Source organism: Streptomyces sp. NPDC089919 (assembly GCF_040684615.1).
GTDB lineage: Bacteria > Actinomycetota > Actinomycetes > Streptomycetales > Streptomycetaceae > Streptomyces.
The window spans coordinates 50,978-77,111 of record NZ_JBFBGK010000026.1; the positions used below are offsets into that span (position 1 = coordinate 50,978).

Below are 26,134 nucleotides of genomic sequence, written 5' to 3' on the forward strand. Positions count from 1 at the left end.
ACGGCGGGGTCCACCGGTCCGGGCATCGGGGTCGAGCCGTCTCGGGGACCGGCCGGGCACGGGGGTGGGCGAGGATGAGGGGGAGACCGCCCGGCGGGGATCCCGCTGTGGGGCGGTGCTGCCCGGGGAGTGGAAGTGGAGACGATGAACGCACAGGAATCGCTGCTGGCCGCGGCCGCCGCGGGAGACGCCGACGGGGTACGGGCCGCGCTGGCGGACGGCGCGGACACCGGGGCGCGGGACGGTCAGGGGCGCACCGCGCTGTTGCTGGCCTCACTCGGCGACCATGTGGAGGCCGCGCGGGTGCTGGTGGCGGCCGGCGCCGATCCCGATGCGCAGGACCAGCAGTCCGACAGCGCCTGGCTGGTCACCGGGGTCACCGGCAGCGTCGAGATGATGCGCGCCCTCCTGCCGGCCGGCCCGGACCTGCGGCTGCGCAACCGGTACGGCGGCGTGAGCGTGATCCCGGCCTCCGAGCGGGGCCATGTGGCGTACGTGCGCGCGGTGTTGCGGGAGACCGACATCGACGTGGACCACGTCAACCGGCTGGGTTGGACGGCCCTGCTGGAGGCCGTCATCCTCGGCGACGGCGGCGCCGCCCACCGGGAGATCGTGGAACTGCTGCTCGCCGCGGGCGCCGACCCCCTGCTGGCCGACGGCGAAGGCGTCACAGCCCTCGAACACGCCGAGCAGCGCGGCTTCACGGCGATCGCGGAGGTACTACGGGCCGCCGAGAGCGGACGCGCGGCCTGAGGGTCCGGGCACGGGTAGCTGCCCGACCCGGGGGGCCCCGGACGGGTCGCCACCCTGGTAGGCCGCGACGCAGGCGGGTCGCGCCTCGGCCGAGTCCCGGGCCGACCCTCCACAGCCGGGGGTCCGGCCTATTCCCTCGCCCAGTAGGCGCACCCGTCCTGCTCGTCGGTGTCCTCGCGGGTAACAAGGCCGTAGCCGACTTCCGCGCACGCGATCGGGGCCGGTTCCGGCGGATCCATCCGCTCCCACCTCCCCGGCTGGTCCGCGCCCTCGTCGGCCTTCAAGTACATGGTCATCCCACCACCGGCCACCACCAGCAACACCCAGACGGCGCCCGCCCACCACCAGTACTTCCGCCGCACGCTCCCCCACCCCTCCCTCGACACCTCGACTCCGCGGCACACCCCCTGCACCGCCCCCACTCCTCCCGGCATCCTCCACCACGGGTCTGACAACAAACGGTTTGCCGCCGCGGTGGCATGAGGGCGTTCCACGACTCCTACCACCCCGGGCTGGTGGAGTTCCTGGGCGCCGCGATCACGGTGTTCGCGGAGCAGGGCAGCGGCTTCGCCGCCGGCGCGGGGGCCGGGGCTCCGGCGTAGTCGGGCGACACGGGCCGGGGCTCGCTCGGGCGGGCGTGCTCTGGCCGGTCAACCGGCGGACCAGGTGACGGACGGTGGGCGGACGGCGGCGCACAGGGGGTGGCCGCGGAGGTCGGTGAGGGTGAGGCGGGCGGTCAACGTGCCGCCAGCCAGCGCCGCTTCGAGCACGGCGGGGTCGACGGCGTCGAGCATGAGCTTGGCGCGGCGGAACATGACCCGTGCGCCCGTGTCGTCGACGCCGTCCCACCACAGGTAGACGAACCGCTGTCCGGGGCGGCCCTGGATCCAGGGCCCCGTCAGTTCCGTGCCGGTGGCACCCGGGCGCGCGGTGCAGTCGAGGGTCCAGGCGACCGAGTCCGCGTCGCCCGGCTGCGGGGCGAGCAGTTTGCCGCCGCGGGCCTTCGGCTGGACGGCCACCTGGATGTCCTCGTACCCGGGGAAGCCGGGGCCGGGCGCGATGCTCCGGCCCGGGAGGCCGGAGCCCTCGATGCGGATCCGCACTGCTGTCACGCCGTCACCCTCTTTGCGTACGCACCCAGTTCGGCGCGCAAGGTGTCACGCGGTACGCCGTCCCGGCCGGTCAGGCGCTCGACCAGGTCGGCCCGGGTGGCGGCGAGCAGGGCGTGGGCGGCGAATTCGGCGCCGGTCAGGCCGGGGACCTCCGCGAGCGCGGACCGCAGGAGCGCGTGCCAGCGGTCGTAGTGCTCGGCCTGGTAGGGGCCGCCCTCCCCGCTCTCTTCGAGGGCGAGCGCGAGGCCGCGGTTGTCGAGCTTGAAGCACAAGATGGCGTCGAGCAGGGCGGGGACGCGCTCCTGCGGCGGGGTACCCGGGCCGAGCGGCGGCGGTCCCGCCTCCGCCCGTTGCCGCAGCGGTTCCAGCCTGGCCTCGTAGAGCGCGCGGAGCAGGCCGGCCCGGTCGCCGAAGGCACGGAAGAGCGTGCCCTTGCCGACTCCGGCGGCCGTGGCGATGTCGGCCATCGTGAGTTCTTCGGGGTGTTCGGCACTCGCGAACAGCGCGTCGGCCGCCGCCAGGACGGCCTGGCGGTTGCGCTCGGCGTCCTTGCGGGGCCTGCGTTCGGACTCGGGCACGCGGCGCCTCCGGTTCCTGGGATTCCTCGGACCGATCGGTCCGGGCGGGCTGTGGGACCGCGTCAGCCGACTCGGGCGACCCGGATTGAAAAACGGACCACGGGTCCGTATCGTCGTTGAAGCGGACCCGTGGTCCGCATTCTACGAGACGGAGGACGCCCATGCCCGCGCCCACGCCCACGCCCCACCCCTCCCCCACGCTCGCATCGCCTGCGGCCCTCTACCGCCACGGCCTGCGGCTCCTGCTCGACAAGGACATCGCCGGCTGGGTCGCCCTGTGGGCCGAGGACGGGGTGATGGAGTTCCCCTTCGCCCCGCCGGGCCTGCCCGGCCGGCTGGACGGCCGGGCGGCGATCGCCGACTACATGCGGCCCTACCCCGACCACATCGACCTGTACGACTTCCCCGAGGCGGACCTGCGGATCCACCAGACCGCCGATCCGGGCACCATCGTGGTCGAGATGCGCGGGGTCGGCCGACTGGTGGCCGGCGACCGCCCGTTCGACATGACGTACATCGCCGTGGTCACCGCCCGGGACGGGCTCTTCACCTCCTACCGCGACTACTGGAACCCGCTCGCCGTCCTCGACGCCGGCATCGACCTGACCGGGAGCACCCGATGAGCACGCCCAGCCCCGCCCGGACCGCCGCCACCGGCGCCACCCTCGTCATCGGCGCCACCGGCACCACCGGCGGTCGCACCGCCGCCCGCCTCACCGCCGCCGGGCACCTGGTCCGGGCGGCCAGCCGGAAGGGGACGCCGCTCGCCGGTACCGATCCGGTGCGCTTCGACTGGTACGACCCGGCCACCCACGCGCCGGCCCTGCGCGGCGTCGACCGGGTCTACGTGGTCCCGCCCGTGGGCGATCCGGAACCGGCCCGGGTGGTCCTCCCCTTCCTGCGCCGGGCCCGGGCGCTCGGCGTCCGGCGGGCCGTGCTGCTCAGCGCCTCGGCCATCCCGGCCGGCGGGCCGGCCGTGGGCCGGGTCCACGCGGCCCTGCCGGAGGTCTTCGACGAGTGGGCGGTCCTGCGGCCGTCCTGGTTCATGCAGAACTTCACCGGCGAGCACGCACATGCGCACAGTGCCCGGACGGAGGGCGCCCTCTGGACCGCCACCGGCGACGGGCGGGTCGGCTTCGTCGACGCCGAGGACATCGCGGCCGTCGCCGTGCACGCCCTCACCGACCCCACCCCCCTCAACACCGACCTCGTCCTGACCGGACCCGAGGCCCTGGGCTACGACGACATCGCCCGGATCCTGTCCGAGGTCACCGGCCGCCCGGTCACCCACCGCCGTCTGACCCACGACGCCCTGCGCGACCGCCTGGCCGTGCTGCTGCCGCCGGAGTTCGCCGCGATGCTCGCGGACATGGACCGAGCCATCGCCGAGGGCGCCGAAGCCCGCGTCACGGACACCGTCCACCGCCTCACCGGCCGCCCCCCGCACGACTTCCGCACCGTCGTGCAACGGGAGGCGACCGCCCGCCCCCTGCCGTCTCCGGCTCTCGACTAGGCCTGCCCGCGGAGGAGTTGCAGGAGCCGGGTCGTGCCGTCGGCGCCGAAGCCGGCCTCGACGCCGCGGCGGTAGAGGTCCGCGTGGGCGGCGAGGATCCGGGTGTCCACGCCGGAGTCGGCGGCGGTGTGCAGGACGTGTTCGAGGCTGGCGGCGCACATGGCCAGGCGGGCGGCCGAGCCGTCGTGGTCGTCGGCGTCGATGGGCGGCGCCGAGTGGGTGTAGAAGGCGTTCATGCTGTCGGCCGTGTACTGGGCGTACGGAAGGATGTCGGCCGCGGTCAGGCCGTTCGCCCGGGCGATGGCGACGGCCTGGTACCAACCGGTGTACGCGGTCCAGAACATCGTCATGTTCAGCTGGTAGTAGAGCTGCGCGTACCCCTGGTCGGCGCCCCGGTAGTCGGTGGCCGCGAGCACGTCGAGGGCCGCACGGTGGGCGTCGTAGACCTCGCGGGGGCCGCTGATGAAGATGGACGCCCCGGGCTCGCCGATGCCGGTGGGCGGGACGTTGACGCCCCCCGTGAGGTACGAGGCGCCGCGCTCCTCGGCCCACGCGGCGGCGGCTCGCGCCTTCTCCGGGACGTCGGAGGACAGGTTGACCAGGATCCGTCCGGAGAGGTCGACGTCGGCGAGGGTCGAGTACATCGCCTCCGCGTCGATGAGGCTGAGGACGGTGAGGTCACCGGCGGCGACGGCCTCGGCGACGGAGCCGGCCCGGTGGGCGCCGCATGCCACGAGTGCCTCGTCCTTCCCGGGGCTGCGGTTCCAGACGGTGACCCGGTAGCCGGCGTCGAGGTAGGCGGCGGCCATGGCCTGCCCCATGGGCCCGAGGCCCACGACGGTGACGGCGCCCTGCTGCTGCGCGCCGTGCTGGTTCTCGATCGTGTTTCCGGAGTGGTTCATGACGGAGTTCTCCCCCAAGGACGGTTCTAGAACGAACGCTCTATCTAGCGCTCGGAACGACCGTAGCATGGACTAGAACGAACGCTCTATCCATTTCGAGGGTAGGATCGCCGCCATGGCTGAAGCAGGAACGACGAAGACGGCGCCGGGCACGCGCGAGCGACTGGTGCGCACCGCCTCCCGCCTGATGCAGCACGGCGGGTACGAGAACACGCCGGTCAAGCAACTCGTCCGGGAGGCCGAAGCCACCCTCGGCTCGCTGTACCACTTCTTCCCCGGCGGCAAGCAGGAGCTCGCGGTCGCCGCGATCCACTACGGCGACGAGGAGTTCACCGAACTGATCCGCGCCGGGCTGGACTCGCACCCCGACCCCGCGCAGGCCGTGGAGGCCCTGGCGGTGCTGCTCGCCGAGGCCCTGGAGGCCTCGCAGTGGCGCGACGGCTGCCCGGTGACGACCACCGCCCTCGAGACGGTCGGCCGCGTCCCCGAACTCCAGGAGGCCTGCGCCCGGGCCTTCGCCCACTGGCAGGACCTGGTGACCGCCAAACTCGTCGCCGCCGGACATCCCGAGGACGAGGCCCGCGATCTGGCGGCGACCGTCATCAACACCCTCGAAGGCGCCGAGACCAGCGCGCAGGTGACCGAGAGCCGCACCCCCCTGCTGGTCGCCGGCCGCCATCTGGCGAGGCTCGTGGCCTCGTACGCCTCCCCGGACGGGACCGGGCTCCACCAGCCCCGGTGACGACCCGTACGGCATCCGCGCACCGGTGTGCGCCGGGCGGTGGTCTCGGTCCGCCCGGCGCACTGGCTCCCCCTCGACGGGCGGTGGTCGATGCCGCCCGTCAGGTCATTCAGCGGTGGTGGCGGCGGCCCCAGGACTTGGTGTCGACGGTGCGGCCGTGGTCGTCGCGCAGGGTCGCGGTGTCGGAGCGGTTGTCCCAGACGTAGTCGCGGCGGTCCTGGAAGAGGTCGGTGCGGCTGTCCCGGCCGACACCCGTGTGGATGCGGACCGTGTCGTGGCCGCCCAAGCGCACGTCCTTGAAGCGGTAGCGGTTGCCGTCCTCGTCGCGCAGCGTCCATCCCTTGAGGTCGACCGCGTGGCGGCCGGTGTTGGTGATCTCGACCCACTCGGCGTTGAGGGAGCGGTTCGAACCGTCCTCACGGCCGGGGCTGTCCGCCTGCACGCGGCTGATCTGCACCTGCGGCTGCCGCTGGTGGTGGCGGTCGCCCTCGTGCGCGGCGGCCGGGACGGCGGCGGCGCAGACGACGGCGCCGGCGGCCAGTACGGCGGCGGCGATGCGGCGTGCGGACGATGCAGCGGTCATGTGGTGCTCCCTCGAGTACGGGTTCCACCCACCGCCGCCGGGTGGGCGGCGGTCCGGGTGCCCGGCCCGTGTCGGGGCCGAGGACGCACACTCTGGTCCCGGCAACGCGGCCAGGACGGCGCGCCACCGGGGCGGTTACCGGACACGGACATTCCCGTCACGCTCATGTGCACCCTGCACGCACCGCACCCGGGCGTGGCCCTGACATCCGTTGACGCGTGCAGCCACCCGTACCCCGGAGGCCCCGCGGCGATCTTCACGCCCCGGCGCACCCGGGGCGCACCCACCCGCGCCTTCCACCACCCGGAGCACCGGATCGTGTAACGACCGTTCTGCACGGTTCTTCGCACGCCGGGGCGCATTTCGCGCATACGGACGGGAGATCGGCGGAGGGACGCGAGGCGGGCCCCGGTCACCCGAAAGGTTCGCCCGCTCCCGGTGCAGCCGCGGGGCAGGGCGGGTAGCGGGAGCCCATGCGACCTTCCTTCCCCGCGCCGCCGGGCGATGCCGGGGCCTACCAGCCGTACCCGGCCCGCCTCAATCCGGGCCTCGACGCCGTACGCCCCGCACACCGCGCCTGGTGCGACCGTCACCGGTTGCACCCCGGCCAGGGAACGGAGACGGCCGCCTGGTGCCATCCCGACGCTCCGGCCGACGAACTCCTGCTCCTGGCCGCCTGGTACACCTGGGCGGAAGGCACCCGCGGTGGCCCGGGACCGGCGACGGACTCCGGCGACCTCGACCGGGCGCGTGCCGAACTGTGGCCCAGGACGGTCGAGGGGCGTCCGCGGGAGTGGTGCGAGCGCTTCTCGGCGCTCACCGGGCTACTCGCGACCGGCCGGGGGCCCTCGGTGAGTGATCTCCCCGCGGGGGACCTGGTGGCTCATCTCGAAGCGCGGCGTCCGTACCCGCTGTGGGGCGCGGCGCTCGTCGAGCGCGGCGCCCCGGGCCGGCCGGCCCGGGTCGCGGAGGCCGCCTTCGCCGACAGCGCCGTCCTGTTGGAGGACCTGCTCGCGGCGGACCGGCCGGACGCTGTACGGGCCCTCGCCGTGCTCCTGGGGTGCGACCGCGGCATCGCCTGCCGGTACGCGGCGCGCCTGCGCACCGCCCGGCTCCACGAGTTCGAGCACAGCGGAGCCGGGCCGGGGATGCGGGACTGGCTGGCCGGTCATGCGCGGCTGCGGTCCCGGCACGCGGGGCGCTTCCCCTCGCCGTCCGGCCTGGGCAGCTCGGCGGCCCGGCTGGCCGCCCAGTACGCCCCCGTTCTGCCCGAGCGTGCCACGGCCGCCGCCACGCCCGGCTACCCGTTCCGGCTGCCGCCGTTCGCGCTGCCGTGGCAGTCCAGGGTCAATCCCCACCTGGACCGCGCCCGCCGGGAGTGCAAGGAGTGGGCGCGGGCGGTCGGTCTGCTGGACCCGGTGACCGCGCCGCCCGGTCCGCCGATCTGGACCGAGGCCCGGTTCGACAGCGACGACTGGACCCTGTTCGCCGCGCTCACCCACCCCGACGCCACGGCGGCCGCGTTGACGGTGATCGCGCAGTGGGACGTCTGCCTGCTCGCCTTCGACGACCACTTCGTCAGCGCGTACAAACTGCCGCGCGACCCGGCCGGTGCCCATGCGTTCACCGCTCGGGTACCGCTCTTCATGCCCTTGCGGGGCGAGGCCGTTCCGGTACCGGCCAACCAGGTGGAGTACGCCCTGGCCGAGCTGTGGGCACGTACGTCGCCGACGATGGCCGCCGGTCTGCGCGGGCCCTTCCGGGAGCACGTCACGGAGTTCGTCGCGGCGAACCTCGAGGAGCTCGACGCGATCGTCGAGCAGCGGGTGCCCGATCCGGTGCGCTACCTGGAGTTCCGCCGGGTCAGCGCCGGCACGGACCTCTCGGTCGGGCTCACCGGCCGACGGCCCCCGCGCACCGACGCCGTCCGCCGGCTGGAGGGGGCGTTCGCGGACACCGTCGGGCTGCGCAACGACATCTACTCGTACCGCAAGGAGATCGACGAGGAGCGCGAGTTGGGCAACGCGGTCCTCGCGCTCCGGCGCCTGCTCGGCGGCGGCCTCCAGCAGGCCGTGGACGTGGCCTACGCGCTGTGGGAGCAGCGCCTCGCGGAGTTCGGCCGCATCGCGGAGCACGAACTCCCCCGGGAGCACGCCGACTACGCGGCCGCCCTGCGCGACTGGATGGCCGGCGACAACGAGTGGTACCGGCGCACCGGCCGCTACCGGGCCGGCTCCAGCCGCGCGTTCCTGCCGGGGCGGCCGACCGCCGCCCCGGCCGTGCCGTGGGACCGGTGACCGCCGTACCTACGGCCGGGCGTGGGTGGACTGGACGTGGAAGAGGCGGGGTTGGACGTCGGTGGCGATGGCGGCGGCCTCGGTCATGTGGAGCTGCGCCTCGGGGTTCGCGCGCATGGCCCAGTAGTGCTCCTCGGTCTCCCACTGGGCGTAGTTGATCACCCGCTCGCCGTCCTGGCTCAGGTGGAAGTTGGCGCAGATGAAGCCGGGCTGGTGCTTCATCGTCGTCTCGGTGGCCCGGGCCAGCAGGGCGACGAGCTCCTGCTGGCGCTCGGGCGCGACGGTGAAGACGTTGATCAGCGTGGCGACGGGGCGGCTGGAGTCGATGTTCGCGGTAATGGTCACGATCACATTCCTTCCCTTACGTGGTGCGGGGTATCGGCACACCCCGCGGATTCGCCCGAACCGGTGGCGGCCGGAGGGGGTCAGCGGTGCGGCCCGGTTCCCGGCCCCGCGTCCTGGGCGGCCGGTTGGAGCCGGGTGGTCCACTTCTCCTCGATGCGGCCGAACTTCCAGATCGCGAGCGCGACGACCCAGGTGGCGACGAACAGCCCGACGATCGCGTAGCCGAGGAGGTTGAGGTCGAGGCCGGCGATCCAGTCCCAGAACGGCCCGTGCAGGTCCGCCTTCTCGCCGATCAGCCCCAGCAGCTCGACGGTGCCGATGAGCAGGGCGACGGCGACCGACAGGCCGGTGATGGTGAGGTTGTAGTAGACCTTGCGGACCGGCTTGGAGAAGGCCCAGCCGTACGCGAAGTTCATGAAGGTGCCGTCGATGGTGTCCAGCAGCGACATGCCGGCCGCGAAGAGCACCGGCAGGCAGAGGATCGCGTACCAGGGCAGCCCGGAGGCCGCGCCCGTGCCGGCCAGCACCAGCAGGGCGATCTCGGTGGCGGTGTCGAAGCCGAGGCCGAAGAGCAGCCCCAGCGGGTACATCTGCCACGGCTTGGTGATCGACTTCATCAGCCGCCCCAGGAGCCGGTTCATGAAGCCGCGGTTGTCGAGCTGTTCCTCCAGGGCCGCCTCGTCGAAGCGGCCCTGGCGCATCTCGCGGAAGACCTTCCAGATCCCGGCGAGGATGACCAGGTTGATGATCGCGATGGCGTAGAGGAAGGTCCCCGAGACGGTGGTCCCGATCCAGCCGGTGACGGCGTGCAGGCCGGAGTCGCCGTCCTCGACCGGCCCGGCGAGGGTCTTGATGCCGAGGGAGAGCAGGACCGCCAGGGCGAAGACGATGCTGGAGTGGCCCAGGGAGAACCAGAAGCCGACGGAGAGCGGCCGCTGCCCTCCGTCCATCAGCTTGCGGGTGGTGTTGTCGATGGCGGCGATGTGGTCCGCGTCGAAGGCGTGCCGCATCCCCAGCGTGTACGCGGTCACCCCGATCCCGATGCCGAAGGTCTTGTCCCCCAGGCTGTAGTGCTCCGGGGCGACGATCTGGACCAGGGTGAACCAGCCGATGACGTGGAGGGCGGCGATGAACGCCACCATCCCGGCGATCCGCCGCCACTCCGCCCGGGTCATCACCCCCGACAGGCGCCGCCGCAGGGGACGGGAACCTTCGGTCGACATTGCCATGCGCATCCTCTTCCACTGCACGAATCCCAGGAATATCGCGTGCATGATGCACTTGCAACCTGTGTGCAGTAAGGCGCAGACCCCTTCCTGGCCGAACCTTTACGCGCACCCCGACCAGGCTTTACGCCGCCATGGGGAGGGCCGGTCCGTGCGCAGGGACCGGCGCGGCTATCCGAGGCTCACGGCCGGGCCGGCGACGGGGTGCAGGGCGGCGTACTCCAGGGGGGCGGAGGGGTCGATCGAGAGGTCGAGCTGGGCGGGGGCGGAGCCGGCGCGGACCAGGAGGTCGCCGACGGCGGCGATCATCGCGCCGTTGTCGGTGCACAGGGTCAGCGGCGGCACCCGGAGCTCGACCCCGGCGGCCGCGCACCGTTCCTCCGCCAGGCCGCGCACCCGGGAGTTGGCGGCCACGCCGCCGACCACGACGAGGGTGCGCACGTCGTACTCCTTGCACGCGGCCAGCGCCTTGCGGGTGAGGACGTCCGCGACCGCCTCCTGGAGCGAGGCGGCACCGTCGGCCACCGGCAGCTCCTCGCCGCTCTGGCGGTGTCCTTCGGCCCAGCGGGCGGCGGCCGTCTTCAGCCCGGAGAAGGAGAAGCCGTACGGGTGCTCCTTCGATCCGAGCAGCGGCCGCGGGAAGGCGACCGAGCAGGGGTTGCCGCCGCGGGCGGCACGGTCGATGGCCGGCCCGCCCGGGTAGGGCAGTCCGAAGACCCGGGCGACCTTGTCGAAGCACTCCCCGGCGGCGTCGTCGATGGTGTCGCCCAGGTGCAGGATCGGATCGCGCACGAGGTCCCGTACCAGCAGCAGCGAGGTGTGGCCGCCGGAGACGATCAGCACCATGCAGGGATCGGGCAGCGGCCCGTGCTCCAGCGTGTCGGCGGCCACGTGCCCGGCCAAGTGGTGCACGCCGTACAGGGGCACCCCGGCCGCGTACGCCAGGGTCTTCGCCCCGGCCAGGCCGACCTGGAGGGCGCCCGACAGGCCCGGGCCGGTGGTGACGGCGACCGCGTCGAGGTCGCGCAGCCGCAGCCCGGCCTGGTCGAGGGCCTGTTGGACCACCGGGTTGAAGGCCTGGAGGTGGGCGCGGGAGGCGATCTCCGGCACCACGCCCCCGAACCGGGCGTGCTCGTCCATGCTCGTCGCCACGACGTGGGCCAGCAGCCGCCCGCCGGAGACGATGCCGGCGCCCGTCTCGTCGCAGGACGACTCGATCCCGAGCACCACCGGAGCTGCCACGTCTACCTCTTTCGCGCCATGTCACTAATTGCAAGATATGCGCAATAAGGTACTCCGCCCGCGAGCCGCCCTCAGACCCCGGCTCCCCCGTCCGTGCGGTCGAAGCGGACCGGGGCCTGGAAGCGGGCCTTGCGGGCGGCCCGGCGGAAGACGGTGAGGACGGCCGGGCCGGCCAGGCAGACGCACACGAAGTTGGTCACCGCCCGACCGGTGTCCCAGCCGAGCGAGGTGGCCAGGTCGAAGGCGAGGTAGCGCTGGAACTGCTCGGTGAAGGGCAGTCCGGGCAGGTAGGCGATGGAGCTGTTCGGGTCGAGGGAGAAGGGCCAGAAGGAGAGGTTGAGCAGGAAGCCGAAGAGGTAGCCGGAGACCGAGCCGTAGCCGGCGAGCAGCAGCACCTCGCGGCGGCCGGTCGCCTTCGGGAGGAAGCCGGCGAGCATGCCCACGAAGGCGCAGCCGAACATCTGGTACGGCATCCAGGGCCCGACCCCGCCGGTGATGAGGGCGGAGGCGAAGAGGGAGGTGCAGCCGAGGGTGAAGCCGAAGCCGGGACCGAAGACCCGGCCGGCCAGCACGAGGATGAAGAAGACCGTCTCGATGCCGGCGGTCCCGGCTCCCAGCGGGCGGATGGCCGCGTTGACGGCGGAGAGGACGCCGAGCATGGCCAGCGCCTTGGAGTTGATGCCGCCCTCGGCGATCTCCGAGATCACCACGCAGAGGACGATCACCAGCAGCACACCGAAGATCAGCGGCGGCGCGTAATTGGAGCCGAACTTCCCCGGGGCGACCAGGAAGGGCCAGAAGAACGCGACGATCCCGAGGAAGGCGGCCATGGCGATGACCAGCCCGGCGCGCGGGCCGATCCGGATGGCGGGGCCGAGCGCGCTCACGCCGTCGCCCCGCTGTCCTGCGCCAGGGCGGCGGCGGCCTGGGCGACGGTGAGGTACGGGAGCGGGGCGAGGATCTTCGCGGTCTGCGGGGCGAAGACGGGGGACGCCACGATGACTTCGGTGGTGGGGCCGTCGGCCACCACGTCCCCCTCCGCCATGACGACGACGCGGTCGGCGGCCCGGGCCACGAACTCGACGTCGTGTGTGGAGATCACCACGGCCCGGCCCTCGGCCGCGAGGTCGTCGACGATGCGGATGAGTTGTTCCTTGGCCCGGTAGTCGAGGCCGCGGGTGGGCTCGTCGAGGAGCAGGACCCGTGGGGCGGCGGCGAGTTGGATGGCGAGGACCAGGGCGAGCTTCTGCCCCTCGGACAGGTCGCGGGGGTGCGTGCCGTCGGGGATGCCGGGCGCCAGGCGGTCCAGGACGGCTCGGGCCGTGGTGCCGGAGAGCCGCACCTCCGATTCGGTGTCGGCCTGTTCCAGCTCCTGCTTGACGGTTTCCAGGTACAGCAGGTCGGTGGGGGTCTGCGGGACCAGGCCGACGAGTTTCCTGGCCTCGGCGGCCGACAGCTTCTTCGGGTCCGCGGGCCCGGCCGGGGCCGGCTGCGGGATGCGGACCGTACCGGCCGCGCGGGGGCCGGAGCCCTGCAGGGCCCACAGGAGCGAGGACTTGCCCGAGCCGTTGCGTCCCATCAGGGCGGTGACCTCGCCGCCGAGCAGGGTCAGGTCGACCTCGCGGACGGCGGGCACGCCCTGGTAGCTGACGGTGATGCCGCGGGCGGCCAGCAACTCGGGGCCGGCGGTGACCGGCGGCCGGGCCGGACCGGGCACGGTCCCGGCCAGCCGGGTGCGGACCGGGGCGGCCTCGCGGCGGGCGTCGCGGATGGACAGGGGCAGCGGATCCCAGCCGGCGGCGCGGCCCAGCTCCACGATGGGTGGTGCGATGGACGTGGTGCGGAAGACCTCGGCGGGCGGCCCCGACACCACCCGGCCGCCGCCGGGGAGGTGGATGACGCGGTCGGCGTACTGGACCACGCGCTCCAGCCGGTGCTCGGCGAGCAGGACGGTGACGCCGAGGTCGTGCACCAGCCGGGTGACGGCGGCCAGGACCTCCTCGGCGGCCGTGGGGTCGAGTGCGGAGGTGGGCTCGTCCAGGACCAGGACCCGGGGGTGCGCGGTCAGGACCGAGCCGATGGCCACGCGCTGCTGCTGGCCGCCGGAGAGTTCGTGCAGGGCCCGGTGGCGCAGGTCGGCCAGGCCCAGGAGGTCGAGGGTCTCCTCGACGCGCTTGCGCATGGTGGCGGGCGGGATCGCCAACTGTTCCATCGTGTAGGCGAGTTCTTCCTCCACGGTGTCGGTGACGAATCCGTCGAGCGGGTCCTGGCCCACCACCCCGACGACGTCGGCGAGTTCGCGGGGCGGGTGCTCGGCGGTGTCGCGGCCGTCGACGAGGACGCGGCCGTACAGGGTGCCGCCGGTGAAGTGCGGGACCAGGCCGTTGACGGCGCCCAGGAGGGTGGACTTGCCGACGCCGGTGTGGCCGACGACCAGGCAGAGTTCGCCCTCCTCCACGGTCAGGTCGACCTCCTTCAGGACGGGTTCTGCGGTGTCCTCGTACTGGACGGTGACCTGGTCGAAGGTGATCACGGGGCTGCCTCGGTGCGCGGTGCGGGGACGGGGGCGGTGGGGCGGGGGGCCGGCGGCGGTGCGATGAAGCCGGCGGCCCCCGCGAGGAGGATCGCCGCGGCGGGGACGAACGGGAGGGTGGGCCAACTGAGCGGGTAGATCGACGGGTTCAGCTCGGCGGCGTTGAAGCCCGCGTTGCTGAAGAGCAGCACCGCCGAGAGCACTCCGCAGCCGGCCACCGCCCACTCGGCGAGCAGCCAGGGGTCCGGCCGGTAGGTGGTGCGGGTGACCCGCCGGCCGCCGAGCCGCAGTCCGGCGACGCAGAGCAGGGCGCCGGCCGCCATGGCGGGCAGCCCCAGCAGCTTCGGCGCGGTGGCGTCCAGAAGGCCGTAGGCGCCGGCGCACAGGCCGCACATGCCCAGCAGCATCAGCACACCGGTGATCCGCCGGGAGCGGCGGGTGGCGGTGCCGGCCCTGCCGTACCCGCGGGAGTCCATGGCGGCGGCGAGGCGCAGCGAGCGCTCCAGCGCGTCCTCGAGCACGGGGACGACGATCCCGCGCAGGGCCCGCATGCCCTTGGTGCGGCCGGCTCGCAGCCGCCGGGCGCGGTGCACCCGCTGGACGCTCTGGACCAGTTGGGGGGCGACGCTGATGGAGACGGTGACCGCGACGCCGAGTTCGTACAGGGCGCCGGGCAGCACCCGCAGGGCGCGTTTCGGGTTGGCGAGGGTGTTGGCCGCGCCGATGCAGCAGAGCATGCAGGCCAGCCGCAGGCCGTCGGTGGCGGCCGAGAGCAAGGCCTCGAGCGAGACCGGGCCGCCGAGCTGGATGCCGGCGTACCAGTCGGGGGTGGGGATGTGCGGCAGGGAGAAGAGGAAGTGGTCGTGAGGGGTGACGCCGGTGGCGAAGACCGCCCGGAAGAGCACCCGGATGGTGACCACGGTCAGGGCCAGGTACAGGTAGTACGGGAAGCCGCGGGCCCAGGGCGCGTCGGTGCGGCGCATGGTGATCACGTAGCCGAGGACGGCCAGCACCAGGAACAGCAGGAGCGGGTTGTTGGTGCGGCTCACGGCGGTGGCCAGGGCCAGCGCCCAGGTCCACCAGGCCACGGGATGCAGGGTGCGGGGCAGGCGGCGGCCGCCCGGGGCCGCCGCGCGGGCGGACCCGGGCGGCTTGACCGTGGCCGGTGTGAAGGTTCGGGCCATCCGGGGCTACTCGGCGCGGCGGCGCTTGACCGCCGCGTACGCCGCCGCTCCGCCGATCAGCAGGACCAGGGCGCCGGTCGCCACCGCGGGCAGGTAGGAGCCGGCGTCGTGCGCCGCGTCCGAGGCCGGGGCCGCGTCGACGACCACGGGGCCGCGGCTCGGCGCCGGTGCCGCGACGGCGGGCGGCGAGGACGCCTCGGACGCGCTCGGCGAGGGGCTGGCCGAGGCACTGGGGCTGGCGCTGGGGCTGGGTGCCGCGGTCGTCGGCGGCGGGGTCGGGGACGGCTGCGGGGCGGCCGTCGTCGGTTGCGGCTGGGGCTTCGGTCCGGTGTTCGTGCCCGGCGGGAGGGGCGCGGCGGTCCGGGTGTCCCTGGGCTCCGGCCGGGAGCCGCCGGTGGGCTCGGTGTTGTGGGCGCGCAGCTGGTCGGGGGTGACGGTGGGCTTGCCCTCGGTGCCCTCGATGTTGGTCCCGCCGAAGATCCACAGGTCGACGCTGCCCGGCTTGGGCTTGTAGAGCATGGCGCCGAGCTGGCTGTAGGACCAGGTGCGCTGGCCCGGGTCGGCGTGCCAGTAGGACCAGTACGCGGAGGCCGGCGGGGTCAGCACGCAGTCGTCCTGCTGCGGGGTGGGGTACTGCTTGCCGCCCTTGTAACCGCTGTAGCCGATGCGGCAGATGAAGGCGGGGCCGTCGTGACCGGTGCCGGTGGTGCGCCAGCCGCCCTGGTTGAGGAGTTCGTAGCCGGTGGTGGGGGTGGTGCCGCAGGAGCGGTAGACCGGGCCGCCCCAGTGGCTGAAGTCCACGGCCAGGACGACGCCCGAGGTCGTCGTGCACCGGCCGATGGGCTGCGGGGCGGCCCCGGCGGGGGCCGCGGTGGCGGTCAGGGCAGCGGCGGTCACGCCGAGGGCCGCAGCGGTACGGGCGAGGGAGCGGCGGTTCACCGGTGGGCACCGCCCGTGGCGATCCGGGTGCGGGCGGTGCGTACGAACGCGGCGCCGAGAACGGTCAGGAGCATCGCCGCGCCACCGATCCCGGCCACCTGGGCGCCGGTGGAGGCGAGCGGTCCGCCCGCGCCACCCGCCCCGCCGTTCTCCCCGGGGGTCACGATCCGGGGCGAGGTCGAAGCGGTCGGCGAGGCGGACGCTCCGGTGCTGGGCTGGGCCGCGGTGCCGGTCAGGCTGCGCTTGAGGGTGCCGAAGGAGATGCCGGTGGCGCCGCCCACGGCCTGGGTGGAGGCGCGCAGGTCGGAGCCGCGCTGGCCGCCCTTGGCGATGTTGAAGCCGCCGTCCTTGTTCTGCTGGGAGGCCAGGAACTTCCGGGCCTTGGCGATCTGGCGCTGGTACTTCGTCTTGTCCAGGGACAGTCCCTGGACGGCGAGGGCGGCGGAGTTGACGGAGTTGCCGGAGGCGCCCGGGAAGCCGCCGTCGGTCTTCTGCTGTTTGGCGAGCCAGGCCAGCGCCTTGTCGACGGCCGCCTGGGAGTTCTTGTCCTTCAGCAGGTCGAGGGCCATCGCGGCCATCGCGGTGGAGTCCACCTCGGCCTTGCTGGGCTCGCCGATCAGGCTCACCCAGGCTCCGGAGGGCTGCTGGAGGGTCTTGAGGTACGCGATGGGCCGGGCAGCGGCGGTCTTCTCGCCGGCGCGCAGTTGGGCGATGACGCCCAGGGACTGCGAGAACACGGACGTGGCGTTGGTGTAGGCGCCCTTGGCCGCGCAGCTCCGGTCGGGAGCGGGGGACTTGGCGGGGCAGACCGCCTTGGCGAGCGCGGCGATCAGGTCCTTGCCGGCGAACTTGCGCGGGTTGCGGCCGACGGCTTCGGCGAGCAGGGCGGTCTTTCCGAGGGAGCCGCCGCCCGCGTACTTCGTCCCGATGTTGGTCCAGTTGTTGATGGTGCGGCCGGCGCCGTCCTTGCCGCCGCGGTCGAGGAAGTCGACGATCCCGCGCAGGGCGGTCTTCTCGGCGCCGGTGGCGGCCAGGGCGTACGCCCCGTCGATGGTCAGGCCGAAGTCGGCGAATCCGGTGCCGGGGGTGCTCTCGTAGTAGTGGCCCTTGATCAGGCGGCTGCTCTTGACGAGGTAGGCCGAGCCCTTCTTCGGGTCGGGGGCCGCGCCCGGGACGGTGGTGGGGCCGGCCGTCGGCCGGGTGGTGGGCACGGTGGGCGTGGGGGTCGGTGCCGGCTCCTCGCGGGTCAGCGCGAACAGGTCGGTGCGGGCGCCCGCGACGGTCGCGGGGACGGTGGCGTAGAGCAGCGGGTCGGTGCCCCCGGCCTCGAACGCGAAGGCACCACTGGTCAGTTGCTGCTTGGACAGCCAGGAGACGGCCGCGTCCGCCGCGTCGACGTCGCCGAGCGCGCGCATCGCCTGGGCGGCGAAGCCGGTGGCGTAGGCGCTGCCCACCGTGCCGTACGAGGCGGCCGGCAGGCCGCCGTCCGCGAGCTGGGCCTTCTTGAGGTAGGCACGGGCCTTGGCCACCTCGGCGGTGTACCCGCCGGCCCGCTTGAGGGCGAGGACCATCAGGCCGGTGGCGCCGGCCTCGCTGTCGCACCAGTCACCGGGGCGGATGAGCATGCTGGTGAAGCCGCCGTCCTCGCACTGGAAGTCGGTCAGCCGGCTCACCGCGTCCGCCGGCGGCTTCAGACGGCCGCCCACCAGGGCGATGACGGCGAGCGCCTGCCCCTCGGCCTGTCCGGAGGTGGTGGGGAAGTCGCCCTTGACGGTGCAGCCCGGCAGGGGCGCGGGGGCGTCCGAGCCGCTGGGGCAGACGCTCTTGACGAGGTCGCCCAGCAGGTCGTGGCCGCCGGTCGCGTGCGGGTCGCCGCCGATGGCCTCGGCCGTCAGGGCCAGGCGGGCCGCGGCGGCCGGCTCCGGGACCTGGTCCTTGCCCGCCGGGTAGGCGAAGGCATCGGTCTGCTCGGGCCGGGCCAGGAAGGCGGCGGCCTTGGCGGCCGTCGGGCTCTTGCGGTCGGCCGCTGCGAGCGCGAAGACGCTCTCGGCGGTGAGCAGGTGGTTGGGGGCGCCGGTCGTCACGTCGACGACCCGCTCGCCGTCCTTGAGCTGCCCGGTCACCCAACGGGTGGCGGCGGCCATGTCGACGGCGCCGTAGGGGATTCCGGGCTTGGCCGGGTCCGTGGGCCGGGGCTTCGAACCGCCGCCGGCCCGGACGTCGTCCGGGGAGAAGGTGGGCCGGCCCTTGCTGCCGCCGATGTCCGTGCCGCCGTACACCCAGGCGTCCACGTCGCCCGGCTTGGGGGTGCGGGACATGGCGCCGAGCGGGCTGTACGTCCACTTCTTCTGTCCGGGCGAGGCGATCCAGTACGACCAGTAGGCGGAGGCCGGCGGCGTGAGCTCGCAGGCCTCCTTGTCCGGAGTCGGGTACTGCTTGCCGGAGTTGAAGGAGGCGGTGCCGATCCGGCAGATGAAGGCGGGGCCGTCGTGGACGGTGCCGGCCGTGGTGAAGCCGGCCTCGTGCAGCAGTTCGTAGCCGGTGGTCGGAGTGGTGTCGCAGCCGCGGACGACCTTCCCGCCGAAGGGGCCGAAGTCGACCGCGACGACGGCGCCGACGGTGGCCGTGCACTTCGTGAGGGGGTCGGCGCTGGCAGGTGTGGCAGGTGCGAGGAAGGCGACCGCCGCACCGCACGTCAGCGCCAACGCCGCGCCCAGGCCCAGGAGTCTGCGCCCGGCGCTCCTGTGCCGGTTCGCCTGCTGTTCGGTCTTCACCCGCGGCCCCTCGTCCGTGCCGGACGGAGTACGGGAACGTGGCGGGACGCCCCGTGCGCGAGCTCCGCGGGGGCGATGACGACCACGCCGTAGTCCGCGACGGCGTTCTTCGTGCACTGACACGGCCACAGGCAATCCGGCTCGCCCGGGACGGTGCCGGGCCTACGGTTGCGGGTCAGCGCCGGAATTCGACCGGCTTCCCCTGGGGCTGAGTACTTATCAGCCGACATCGAACACGCCCCGGACAGCGCCGTCAAGGTGGGGTGCGTCTCATCCGATCGGCGCCGTCGGCCCCTGCTCGACCGCGCTGGCGGACCCTTGATCACTCAGGTAGCGTCCTGGGCGCCACATGGGGGAATCCGGTGCGAATCCGGAGCTGACGCGCAGCGGTGTGGCACGGCGGACGCCGTGCCGAGCCCGAATGCCCGTGCGGTGACGAAGCATCAGGAAGCCGTACCACGCGTTCCGGACGGCGGCCCCCTCCCCCGGCCGTGCCGTCCTGCGGCGTGCCGTCGGGGACGAGCGGCCGGCCGGCGTCCGCCGACCCCAGGAGCAGGCCATGAACCGTTCCCGTACCTCCCGCCGTCTCGCGCTCGCGGCGCCCGCCGCGCTCGGCGCCTTCGCGCTGACCGTGCTGCCGGCCTTCGCCACGTCCACCCCGGCGCAGATCGCCACGTCCAAGGCGAACGGTGTGACGTACCTCAAGTCCCTCCAGGCCGCGGACGGTTCGTACGCCGGATCCGGGCTGTCCAACGAGTGGGCCTTCAGCGCCTTCGCCGCCGCGGGTACCGCGGTCGTCGACGTCTACCCCGGCGGGGACACCACGAAGAACGCCCGGACCGTCTACCGCAACCTGCTCGGCACGTCCGGCTGGCCCTCCGCCTCGCCGGTGGTCACCGACTACGAGCGGGGCGCCCTCAACGCGAACGCGGCCGGCATCGACCCGGCCCGGGTCTCGGCCTCCCGCAACCTGATCGCGAACATCTACTCCTACTGGCAGACCGCCGAGCCGGGCTACTTCGGCCCGTCCGCGAACTTCAACGGCACCGTCTTCGCCGCGCTCGCCCTGGGCGGTGCCAAGACGCAGGCCGGCGGGGTCCGCATACCCCAGTCCCTCACCGACTCGCTGGTGGCCCGCATCCGCGCCAACCAGCACAACGACGGCGGCTGGCAGTACAGCAAGGCCGAGGGCAACCCGACCGCCCTGGCCACCGCCGGCGACGTCGACATGACCGGCGCGGCGATGGCCGCCCTGTGCGCCTCCGGCGTCCCGAACACCGACGCCGACGTCGTCCAGGCGAAGGACTTCCTCAAGGGCAAGCTGGTCAACACCACCGGCGCCTTCAACTCGATGTACGGCGTCAACACCAGCTCCAACGGCTGGGGCGTCGCGGGCCTCAACGCCTGCGGCATCAACGCCCAGACCGGCGACTTCGTCACCCTGGCCGGCAGGACCCCGGTCGACTTCCTCATCGCCAACCAGTACAACCCTGCCGGCGGTTTCAAGTACAAGCCCAGCGACACCGCCCCGAGCGCCTACGCCTCGATCGACGCGCTGCGCGCGGTGGTCGGCGGCGGCTTCACCTCCGCCCCGCCCGTCCCGGTCACCCCGGGCGCGCCGCAGTGGGTGGCCCAGTCGGCCTTCACCTCGGGTACCGCGACCAAGCTGGCGCTCACTGTGGACGACGGCGCCGGCAACCTGAAGGCCTGCGCCGTCTCCATCACGCCGACCGGTACCACCACCACCCTCGGCGACGTCCTGACCGCGGCGATCGGCTCGGCCGCCCCGTCCGGCTGCGTCACCAGCGTCACGCCGTCGTCCGGGACCGGCACCGTCACCGCCGTCAACGGCAAGGCGAACAGCGGCTCGAACAGCTGGAAGGTGAGCGTGGACGGGTCCGCCTTCGCGGGCGCCACCCGCGGCAAGGTCATCAACGTCGGTGACACCATCGCGCTGCGCTGGGGAGCCTGACGGACGGCGGGCGGGGCGGGTCAGCACCGGCCCCGCCCGCACCCTCCCGACGGATCAGAAGGACGTCCAGACGAACGACACCTGGTCGCCCGCGTTCAGCTTGAACTGGCAGCCGCCGACCGGGGTGGGCGTGCCGTTGACGGATATGTTCCAGTAGGCCGAACCGCCGCCGCTGACACCCTTGATGGTGTCCACGGAGAAGTCGTCGAAGGACGCGTACCAGGTGCCGTCCCAGCCGAAGTAGTGGTTCTTGGCCGCGTCGTCCAGGGCCGCGGTCGGGGTCGGCACCTTGGTCGGGTTGGCGCCACCGTTGGTGCCGTCGCACTTGTGGGTACCACCGGTGGCGGTGCTCACGTCGTGGCCCTTGGTCTTGACCTTGCCCTTGAACAGCAGGCCGTCGGGGCCCTGCACGGTGAGGGTGACCTTGACGGCGGCGTTGGTGTTCACCGGCTTGGCGTGGGCGACGGCGGGCGCGGCGGTGAGGCCGGTGAGGGCGAGTCCCAGGGCGGCCGTGGTGACGGCGGCGCGACGGGCGGGGCTCAGGAGCATGGGGTGGCCTTTCTGACCGGTGCGGTCGGCCGATGCGGCCCCGCGACCGGCGCGGCCCACCCCCGTGAGCGTGCTGACGTGGTGTTCCGGCGGTACCGGGCTTCGCTCTGCAGACCGTGACAGTGGAAGCGGATGCTGCCGCGCGGCGGGCATCCCGACTCGCGGCGCAGGTCAGCGCGCCGCACACGGTTGCAGGTCAGCGCCGGATTCCCACCGGCTTCCCCCGATCGCACAGCCATGAAGTTGTCCCCGGCCGGAGCCGGGCAGGGGAATCGTACGGGCCGACGCCGCCGCGGCCAAGTACCCGGCGGATGAACGGCGATGAGCGACCCGAAGCACCCGGCGACCACCGCACTCACCCCAGCCGCCGCGCCTCCGCCCCCGTCACGGGCTCCCCCACCCGTACCCCGTGCAGGACGTGCGCCAGTACCTCAGCGCCGCGGACCACGCGGGGGCCCGGCCGGTTTCGGCGCGGTGTGCGCACCCGGCTCGGCCGGCAGGGGCTCGCGCGGTGCGGCGCCGCTCGGCCCGCTCCCACCTCGGGTGGCGCTCTGGACTTACTAGGACGTCCAACTATATGTTCCTGGCACAAGGTCCGCGGTGCAGGGAAGCCGGTGTGAGTCCGGCACGGTCCCGCCACTGTGACCGGGGAGCGTGCTGCCCTCCACACGCCACTGGCGAGGTCTGCCGGGAAGGCGGGCGGCACGCGGGGATCCGGGAGTCAGGATACCGGCCGCGGGTTGTTCCGTGTTGTCCACGAGGATGGAGCAGACACGCATGGCACCGGTTTGTACCCACGACCCTGGTGATCCGGCGGAGCGTACCCACACCACTTCCGTGCGCTCGTAGTTCCCACGGCTTCCGCAACGGCGCACCCCCATCGGAGTGTCCGCCGCCGGTCCGTCGTGCCATCCCCGGATCCGACCTGACGAGAGCAGGCTCCCATGGTCCGTGAACTCACCCATTTCATCGGCGGAAAGCACACCACCGGCACGTCCGGGCTGTTCGCCGACGTGTACGACCCGAACACCGGCGCCGTCCAGGCCCGCGTACCGCTGGCCGGACGCGCCGACACCGAGGCGGCGATCGCCAACGCCATGGAGGCGCAGGCCGATTGGGGGCAGTGGAACCCGCAGCGGCGGGGCCGCGTCCTGCTGCGCTTCCTCCAGCTCGTCGAGGACGAGCGCGAGGACCTGGCCCGGATGCTGTCGGCCGAGCACGGCAAGACGGTCGCCGACGCCCATGGCGACCTGCAACGCGGCCTGGAGGTGGTCGAGTTCGCCGCCGGGATCCCGCACCTCCTCAAGGGCGAGTTCACCGACAACGCCGGCACCGGCATCGACGTGCACTCGCTGCGCTCGCCCCTGGGCGTGGTCGCCGGCATCACCCCCTTCAACTTCCCCGCCATGATCCCGCTCTGGCAGGCCGCCCCCGCCCTCGCCTGCGGCAACGCCTTCATCCTCAAGCCCTCCGAGCGCGATCCCTCGGTACCGCTGCGGCTCGCCGAGCTGTTCCTGGAGGCCGGCCTGCCGCCGGGCGTCCTGAACGTCGTCAACGGCGGCAAGGAGGCGGTCGACACCCTGCTCGAGGACCCGCGGGTGCAGGCCCTCGGCTTCGTCGGCTCCACCCCGATCGCCGCGCACATCTACGCCACCGCCGCCGCCCACGGCAAGCGCGCCCAGTGCTTCGGCGGCGCCAAGAACCACATGATCGTGATGCCCGACGCCGATCTCGACCAGGCCGTGGACGCGCTCGTCGGGGCCGGCTACGGCTCGGCGGGCGAGCGCTGCATGGCCATCTCGGTGGCCGTACCGGTCGGCGAGGAGACCGCGGACCGCCTGGTCGCCGCCCTCAAGGACCGGATCTCGACCCTGAAGATCGGCCGCTCCGACGACCCGGAGGCGGACTTCGGCCCGCTGGTCAGCCGCGACGCCCTGGACCGGGTCAACCGGTACGTGGACATCGGCGTCACCGAGGGCGCCGAACTGGTCGTGGACGGACGGCCGTTCACGCTCGCCGGGCACGAGAACGGCTTCTTCGCCGGGGCCACGCTCTTCGACCGGGTCACCCCGCAGATGCGCGTCTACCGCGAGGAGATCTTCGGCCCGGTGCTGACCGTCGTCCGGGCCGCCGACTTCGAGGAGGCGCTGCGGCTGCCCAGCGAGCACCCGTTCGGCAACGGCGTGGCGATCTTCACCCGCGACGGGGACACCGCCCGCGAGTTCACCCGCCGGGTCAACACCGGCATGGTCGGCGTCAACGTCCCCATCCCGGTCCCCGTCGCCTACCACACCTTCGGCGGCTGGAAGAAGTCCGGCTTCGGCGACCTCAACCAGCACGGGCCGGACTCGATCCGCTTCTACACCCGCACGAAGACCGTCACCTCGCGCTGGCCCTCCGGGGTCAAGGAGGGCGCGAGCTTCACCATCCCGACGATGGGGTGAGCGCCGTGACCACCACCCTCACCGAGGACCAGCTCGCCCTCGCCGAGGTCACCCTCGACTTCGCCCAGGAGCAGCTGGCCCCGCACGCGGTCGCCTGGGACCAGGACAAGCACTTCCCCGTGGACGTCATCCGCCGGGCCGCCGCCCTGGGCCTGGCAGGCGTCTACGTCCGCGAGGAGCACGGCGGCTCGGGCCTGTCCCGCAGCGACGGCGTCCTCGTCTTCGAGACCCTCGCCACCGGCTGCCCGTCCATCGCCGGCTACCTCTCCATCCACAACATGGTCGCCTGGATGATCGACCGCTACGGCGACCACGGCCAGCGCGACCGCTGGCTGCCGGGCCTGTGCTCGGCCGCCACCCTGGGCAGCTACTGCCTGACCGAACCGGGCGCGGGCTCGGACGCCGCCGCCCTGCGCACCCGCGCCGAGCGGCTGGGCGACCACTACGTCCTGACCGGGGTGAAGCAGTTCATCTCCGGCGCCGGAGCCGCCGGCGTGTACGTCGTGATGGCCCGGACCGGCGACCGCGGACCCGGCGGGATCTCCGCGTTCGTCGTGCAACATGACGACCCGGGCGTCTCGTTCGGCCCGAACGAGCGGAAGATGGGCTGGAACGCGCAGCCCACCCGTCAGGTCGTCCTCGACGGGGTCCGCATCCCCGCCGACCGGCTGCTCGGCGCCGAGGGCGACGGCTTCCGCATCGCCATGAACGGCCTCAACGGCGGCCGCCTCGGCATCGCCGCCTGCTCGCTGGGCGGCGCCCAGAGCGCCCTGGACCGCTCGCTGTCCCACCTCGCCGACCGCGAGGCCTTCGGGGGCCGGCTGCTGGACGCCCAGGCCCTGCAGTTCCGGCTGGCCGACATGGCCACCGAGCTGGCCGCGGCCCGCGCGCTGGTCCGGCAGGCCGCCGAAGCCCTCGACACCGGGGACCCGCTGGCCCCCCGGCTGTGCGCGATGGCCAAGCGCTTCGCCACCGACACCGGCTACCAGGTGGCCGATGCCGCCCTCCAACTCCACGGCGGTTACGGCTATGTGAGCGAGTACGGCATCGAGAAGATCGTCCGGGACCTACGGGTCCACCAGATCCTGGAAGGCACCAACGAGGTCATGCGCGTGATCGTCGCGCGCGGACTCACGGAGACCCTGCGATGACCAACGAGACACCCACCGGCGAGGACCACGTCCTGCTGCACACCGAGGGCCACGCCGGGTACATCACCCTCAACCGCCCCAAGGCACTCAACGCCCTCAGCCACCCCATGGTGCGCCGGATCGAGGAGGCCCTGACGGCCTGGGCGGCCGATCCCTCCGTCGCCCTGGTCGTCATCCGGGGTGCCGGCGACCGGGGCCTGTGCGCGGGCGGCGACATCCGCGCCATCCACGAGGACGCCCGCACCGGAGGCACCGCCTCGGCGGACTTCTGGCGCGACGAGTACCGCCTCAACGCCCTGATCGCCCGCTACCCCAAGCCGTACGTCGCCCTCATGGACGGCATCGTCATGGGCGGCGGGGTCGGCGTCTCCGCGCACGGCAGTGTCCGCATCGTCACCGAACGGTCCAAGGTCGCCATGCCCGAGACCGGCATCGGCTTCGTCCCCGACGTGGGCGGCACCTACCTCCTCGCCCTCGCCCCCGGCGAGCTGGGCACCCACCTGGCCCTGACCGGCGCGCCCGTGAGTGCCGCGGACGCGCTGCTGTGCGGTCTCGCCGATCACTTCGCACCCGCCTCCGCACTACCGGATCTCGCCCGGGACCTGGCCGGCGCCCCCGTCCACCGCGTCCTGGAGCGGTACGTGGCACAGCCCCCGCCGGGCGCCCTGGCCGCCGCCCGCGAGTGGATCGACCACTGCTACGCCGCCGACACCGCCGAGGAGATCGTGGCGCGGCTCCTCGCGTCGGACGTCCCCGCCGCCAAGGACGCGGCCGGCACGCTGCTGGCCAAGTCCCCCACCGCCGTCAAAGTCGCCCTGGCCGCGCTCCGCCGGGCCCGCCGCCTCGGGCCGCTGGAGCGGGTGCTGGAGCAGGAGTACCGGGTCTCCTGCGCGGCGCTGGCCTCCCCCGACCTGGTCGAGGGCATCCGCGCCCAGGTCATCGACAAGGACCGCGACCCGCACTGGTCGCCGGCCACGCTCGAGGACGTCACCCCGGCGGCCGTGGACCGCTACTTCGCCCCGCTCGACGCGCCCGGGCTCCGGCTCGGCGCGACCGCTTCGTCCCAGGAGGTCGTCTGGTGACCGGAACCACCGTCGCATTCATCGGCCTCGGCCACATGGGCGGCCCGATGGCCGCCAACCTCGTCAAGGCCGGCCACCGCGTGCTCGGCTTCGACCTCGTCCCCGAGCTGCTGGCCGGTGTCGCTGCGGGCCATGGGAAGACCCGTACCGGACAAGGAAGCTGACGTGTAGTCAGATTACTGAACTGACGGCCTGTCAGGAACAGGGTGGGCG

General features: G+C 73.4%; 24 protein-coding genes, 1 pseudogene and 4 riboswitches. Of the genes and pseudogenes, 11 read left to right on the plus strand and 14 right to left on the minus strand.

Annotated elements, in window-relative coordinates:
- Positions 1-144: 144 nt before the first annotated feature.
- Positions 145-753 (plus strand): ankyrin repeat domain-containing protein, encoded by a 609-nt coding sequence (locus AB0O40_RS13995; RefSeq protein ID WP_365039880.1) that lies wholly within the window; start codon positions 145-147, stop codon positions 751-753.
- Between the two features lie 128 nt (positions 754-881).
- On the opposite strand, the gene AB0O40_RS14000 is transcribed toward AB0O40_RS13995, so the two are convergent.
- Complete coding sequence (locus tag AB0O40_RS14000) at positions 882-1,115, minus strand: hypothetical protein (protein ID WP_365039882.1); 234 nt, start codon at positions 1,113-1,115, stop codon at positions 882-884.
- A 117-nt stretch (positions 1,116-1,232) separates the two neighbouring features.
- On the opposite strand from AB0O40_RS14000, the gene AB0O40_RS14005 reads away from it, so the two are divergent.
- Complete coding sequence (locus AB0O40_RS14005; RefSeq protein WP_365039885.1) at positions 1,233-1,355, plus strand: hypothetical protein; 123 nt, start codon at positions 1,233-1,235, stop codon at positions 1,353-1,355.
- A gap of 48 nt (positions 1,356-1,403) precedes the next feature.
- Here the strand turns inward: AB0O40_RS14005 and AB0O40_RS14010 are convergent, their stop codons facing one another.
- Together AB0O40_RS14010 and AB0O40_RS14015 are read right to left on the minus strand one after the other, a co-directional pair.
- Complete coding sequence (locus AB0O40_RS14010; protein WP_365039935.1) at positions 1,404-1,856, minus strand: DUF5990 family protein; 453 nt, start codon at positions 1,854-1,856, stop codon at positions 1,404-1,406.
- Positions 1,857-1,861: 5 nt separating this feature from the next.
- On the minus strand, positions 1,862-2,443 hold the full coding sequence (locus AB0O40_RS14015) for a helix-turn-helix domain-containing protein (protein WP_365039888.1): 582 nt from the start codon (positions 2,441-2,443) through the stop codon (positions 1,862-1,864).
- 161 nt (positions 2,444-2,604) lie between these two features.
- On the opposite strand from AB0O40_RS14015, the gene AB0O40_RS14020 reads away from it, so the two are divergent.
- Together AB0O40_RS14020 and AB0O40_RS14025 are read left to right on the plus strand one after the other, a co-directional pair.
- Complete coding sequence (locus tag AB0O40_RS14020; protein WP_365039891.1) at positions 2,605-3,066, plus strand: nuclear transport factor 2 family protein; 462 nt, start codon at positions 2,605-2,607, stop codon at positions 3,064-3,066.
- Positions 3,063-3,956, plus strand: a complete 894-nt coding sequence (locus AB0O40_RS14025; RefSeq protein ID WP_365039892.1) for an NmrA family NAD(P)-binding protein — start codon at positions 3,063-3,065, stop codon at positions 3,954-3,956. The genes AB0O40_RS14020 and AB0O40_RS14025 overlap by 4 nt, the downstream gene beginning before the upstream one ends.
- Here AB0O40_RS14025 and AB0O40_RS14030 read toward each other — a convergent pair.
- Positions 3,953-4,858: an NAD(P)-binding domain-containing protein gene (locus AB0O40_RS14030; RefSeq protein ID WP_365039895.1), complete on the minus strand. Its 906-nt coding sequence runs from the start codon at positions 4,856-4,858 to the stop codon at positions 3,953-3,955. The two genes, AB0O40_RS14025 and AB0O40_RS14030, sit on opposite strands and share 4 nt — an antisense overlap.
- Before the next feature lie 115 nt (positions 4,859-4,973).
- On the opposite strand from AB0O40_RS14030, the gene AB0O40_RS14035 reads away from it, so the two are divergent.
- The gene (locus tag AB0O40_RS14035; protein ID WP_365039898.1) at positions 4,974-5,600 is read left to right on the plus strand and encodes a TetR/AcrR family transcriptional regulator; all 627 of its coding nucleotides are present in this window, start codon (positions 4,974-4,976) and stop codon (positions 5,598-5,600) included.
- Between the two features lie 109 nt (positions 5,601-5,709).
- Here the strand turns inward: AB0O40_RS14035 and AB0O40_RS14040 are convergent, their stop codons facing one another.
- On the minus strand, positions 5,710-6,183 hold the full coding sequence (locus AB0O40_RS14040) for a lamin tail domain-containing protein (protein WP_365039901.1): 474 nt from the start codon (positions 6,181-6,183) through the stop codon (positions 5,710-5,712).
- A 473-nt stretch (positions 6,184-6,656) separates the two neighbouring features.
- On the opposite strand from AB0O40_RS14040, the gene AB0O40_RS14045 reads away from it, so the two are divergent.
- Positions 6,657-8,480, plus strand: a complete 1,824-nt coding sequence (locus AB0O40_RS14045; protein WP_365039904.1) for a hypothetical protein — start codon at positions 6,657-6,659, stop codon at positions 8,478-8,480.
- 9 nt (positions 8,481-8,489) lie between these two features.
- Here AB0O40_RS14045 and AB0O40_RS14050 read toward each other — a convergent pair whose 3' ends face one another.
- The 8 genes from AB0O40_RS14050 to AB0O40_RS14085 form a co-directional block, all read right to left on the minus strand.
- Positions 8,490-8,825 (minus strand): antibiotic biosynthesis monooxygenase family protein, encoded by a 336-nt coding sequence (locus tag AB0O40_RS14050; RefSeq protein WP_365039906.1) that lies wholly within the window; start codon positions 8,823-8,825, stop codon positions 8,490-8,492.
- Between the two features lie 80 nt (positions 8,826-8,905).
- Positions 8,906-10,000: a HoxN/HupN/NixA family nickel/cobalt transporter gene (locus tag AB0O40_RS14055; protein ID WP_365039938.1), complete on the minus strand. Its 1,095-nt coding sequence runs from the start codon at positions 9,998-10,000 to the stop codon at positions 8,906-8,908.
- A gap of 222 nt (positions 10,001-10,222) precedes the next feature.
- Positions 10,223-11,281: a tRNA (adenosine(37)-N6)-threonylcarbamoyltransferase complex transferase subunit TsaD gene (gene tsaD, locus AB0O40_RS14060; protein ID WP_365039941.1), complete on the minus strand. Its 1,059-nt coding sequence runs from the start codon at positions 11,279-11,281 to the stop codon at positions 10,223-10,225.
- Positions 11,282-11,364: 83 nt separating this feature from the next.
- Complete coding sequence (locus AB0O40_RS14065) at positions 11,365-12,123, minus strand: ECF transporter S component (protein WP_365039944.1); 759 nt, start codon at positions 12,121-12,123, stop codon at positions 11,365-11,367.
- 53 nt (positions 12,124-12,176) lie between these two features.
- A complete protein-coding gene (locus AB0O40_RS14070) occupies positions 12,177-13,826 on the minus strand; it encodes an ATP-binding cassette domain-containing protein (protein WP_365039909.1) in 1,650 nt (549 codons plus the stop codon).
- Complete coding sequence (locus AB0O40_RS14075; RefSeq protein ID WP_365039912.1) at positions 13,823-15,010, minus strand: energy-coupling factor transporter transmembrane component T; 1,188 nt, start codon at positions 15,008-15,010, stop codon at positions 13,823-13,825. Before AB0O40_RS14075 ends, AB0O40_RS14070 begins: the two co-directional genes overlap by 4 nt.
- Positions 15,011-15,016: 6 nt before the next feature.
- Entirely contained in the window at positions 15,017-15,949 is a 933-nt protein-coding gene (locus tag AB0O40_RS14080; RefSeq protein WP_365039915.1) for a hypothetical protein, read from the minus strand.
- Positions 15,946-18,723 carry a prenyltransferase/squalene oxidase repeat-containing protein gene (locus tag AB0O40_RS14085; protein WP_365039917.1) on the minus strand — a complete coding sequence of 926 codons (2,778 nt, stop codon included), beginning with the start codon at positions 18,721-18,723 and terminating at the stop codon, positions 15,946-15,948. Before AB0O40_RS14085 ends, AB0O40_RS14080 begins: the two co-directional genes overlap by 4 nt.
- 112 nt (positions 18,724-18,835) lie before the next feature.
- Positions 18,836-18,958, minus strand: a riboswitch (cobalamin riboswitch).
- Between the two features lie 72 nt (positions 18,959-19,030).
- Positions 19,031-19,171: riboswitch (cobalamin riboswitch) on the plus strand.
- Between the two features lie 111 nt (positions 19,172-19,282).
- Between AB0O40_RS14085 and AB0O40_RS14090 the strand changes: the two genes are divergently transcribed.
- Positions 19,283-20,695, plus strand: a complete 1,413-nt coding sequence (locus AB0O40_RS14090; RefSeq protein ID WP_365039920.1) for a hypothetical protein — start codon at positions 19,283-19,285, stop codon at positions 20,693-20,695.
- Between the two features lie 54 nt (positions 20,696-20,749).
- Here AB0O40_RS14090 and AB0O40_RS14095 read toward each other — a convergent pair whose 3' ends face one another.
- Positions 20,750-21,244, minus strand: coding sequence for a DUF4430 domain-containing protein (locus AB0O40_RS14095; protein ID WP_365039923.1), 495 nt, complete (start codon positions 21,242-21,244; stop codon positions 20,750-20,752).
- A gap of 126 nt (positions 21,245-21,370) precedes the next feature.
- Positions 21,371-21,499: riboswitch (cobalamin riboswitch) on the minus strand.
- Between the two features lie 312 nt (positions 21,500-21,811).
- A riboswitch (cobalamin riboswitch) is annotated at positions 21,812-21,997 on the plus strand.
- A gap of 191 nt (positions 21,998-22,188) precedes the next feature.
- Here AB0O40_RS14095 and AB0O40_RS14100 point away from each other — a divergent pair.
- The 4 genes and pseudogenes from AB0O40_RS14100 to AB0O40_RS14115 all read left to right on the plus strand — a co-directional run.
- The gene (locus tag AB0O40_RS14100; protein WP_365039926.1) at positions 22,189-23,688 is read left to right on the plus strand and encodes a CoA-acylating methylmalonate-semialdehyde dehydrogenase; all 1,500 of its coding nucleotides are present in this window, start codon (positions 22,189-22,191) and stop codon (positions 23,686-23,688) included.
- Complete coding sequence (locus tag AB0O40_RS14105; protein ID WP_365039929.1) at positions 23,685-24,839, plus strand: acyl-CoA dehydrogenase family protein; 1,155 nt, start codon at positions 23,685-23,687, stop codon at positions 24,837-24,839. The genes AB0O40_RS14100 and AB0O40_RS14105 overlap by 4 nt, the downstream gene beginning before the upstream one ends.
- Positions 24,836-25,921 carry an enoyl-CoA hydratase/isomerase family protein gene (locus AB0O40_RS14110; RefSeq protein ID WP_365039932.1) on the plus strand — a complete coding sequence of 362 codons (1,086 nt, stop codon included), beginning with the start codon at positions 24,836-24,838 and terminating at the stop codon, positions 25,919-25,921. Before AB0O40_RS14105 ends, AB0O40_RS14110 begins: the two co-directional genes overlap by 4 nt.
- A pseudogene (locus tag AB0O40_RS14115) lies at positions 25,918-26,052 on the plus strand (NAD(P)-binding domain-containing protein); the annotation flags it as partial. The gene AB0O40_RS14110 and the pseudogene AB0O40_RS14115, both read left to right, overlap by 4 nt.
- Positions 26,053-26,134 lie beyond the last annotated feature (82 nt).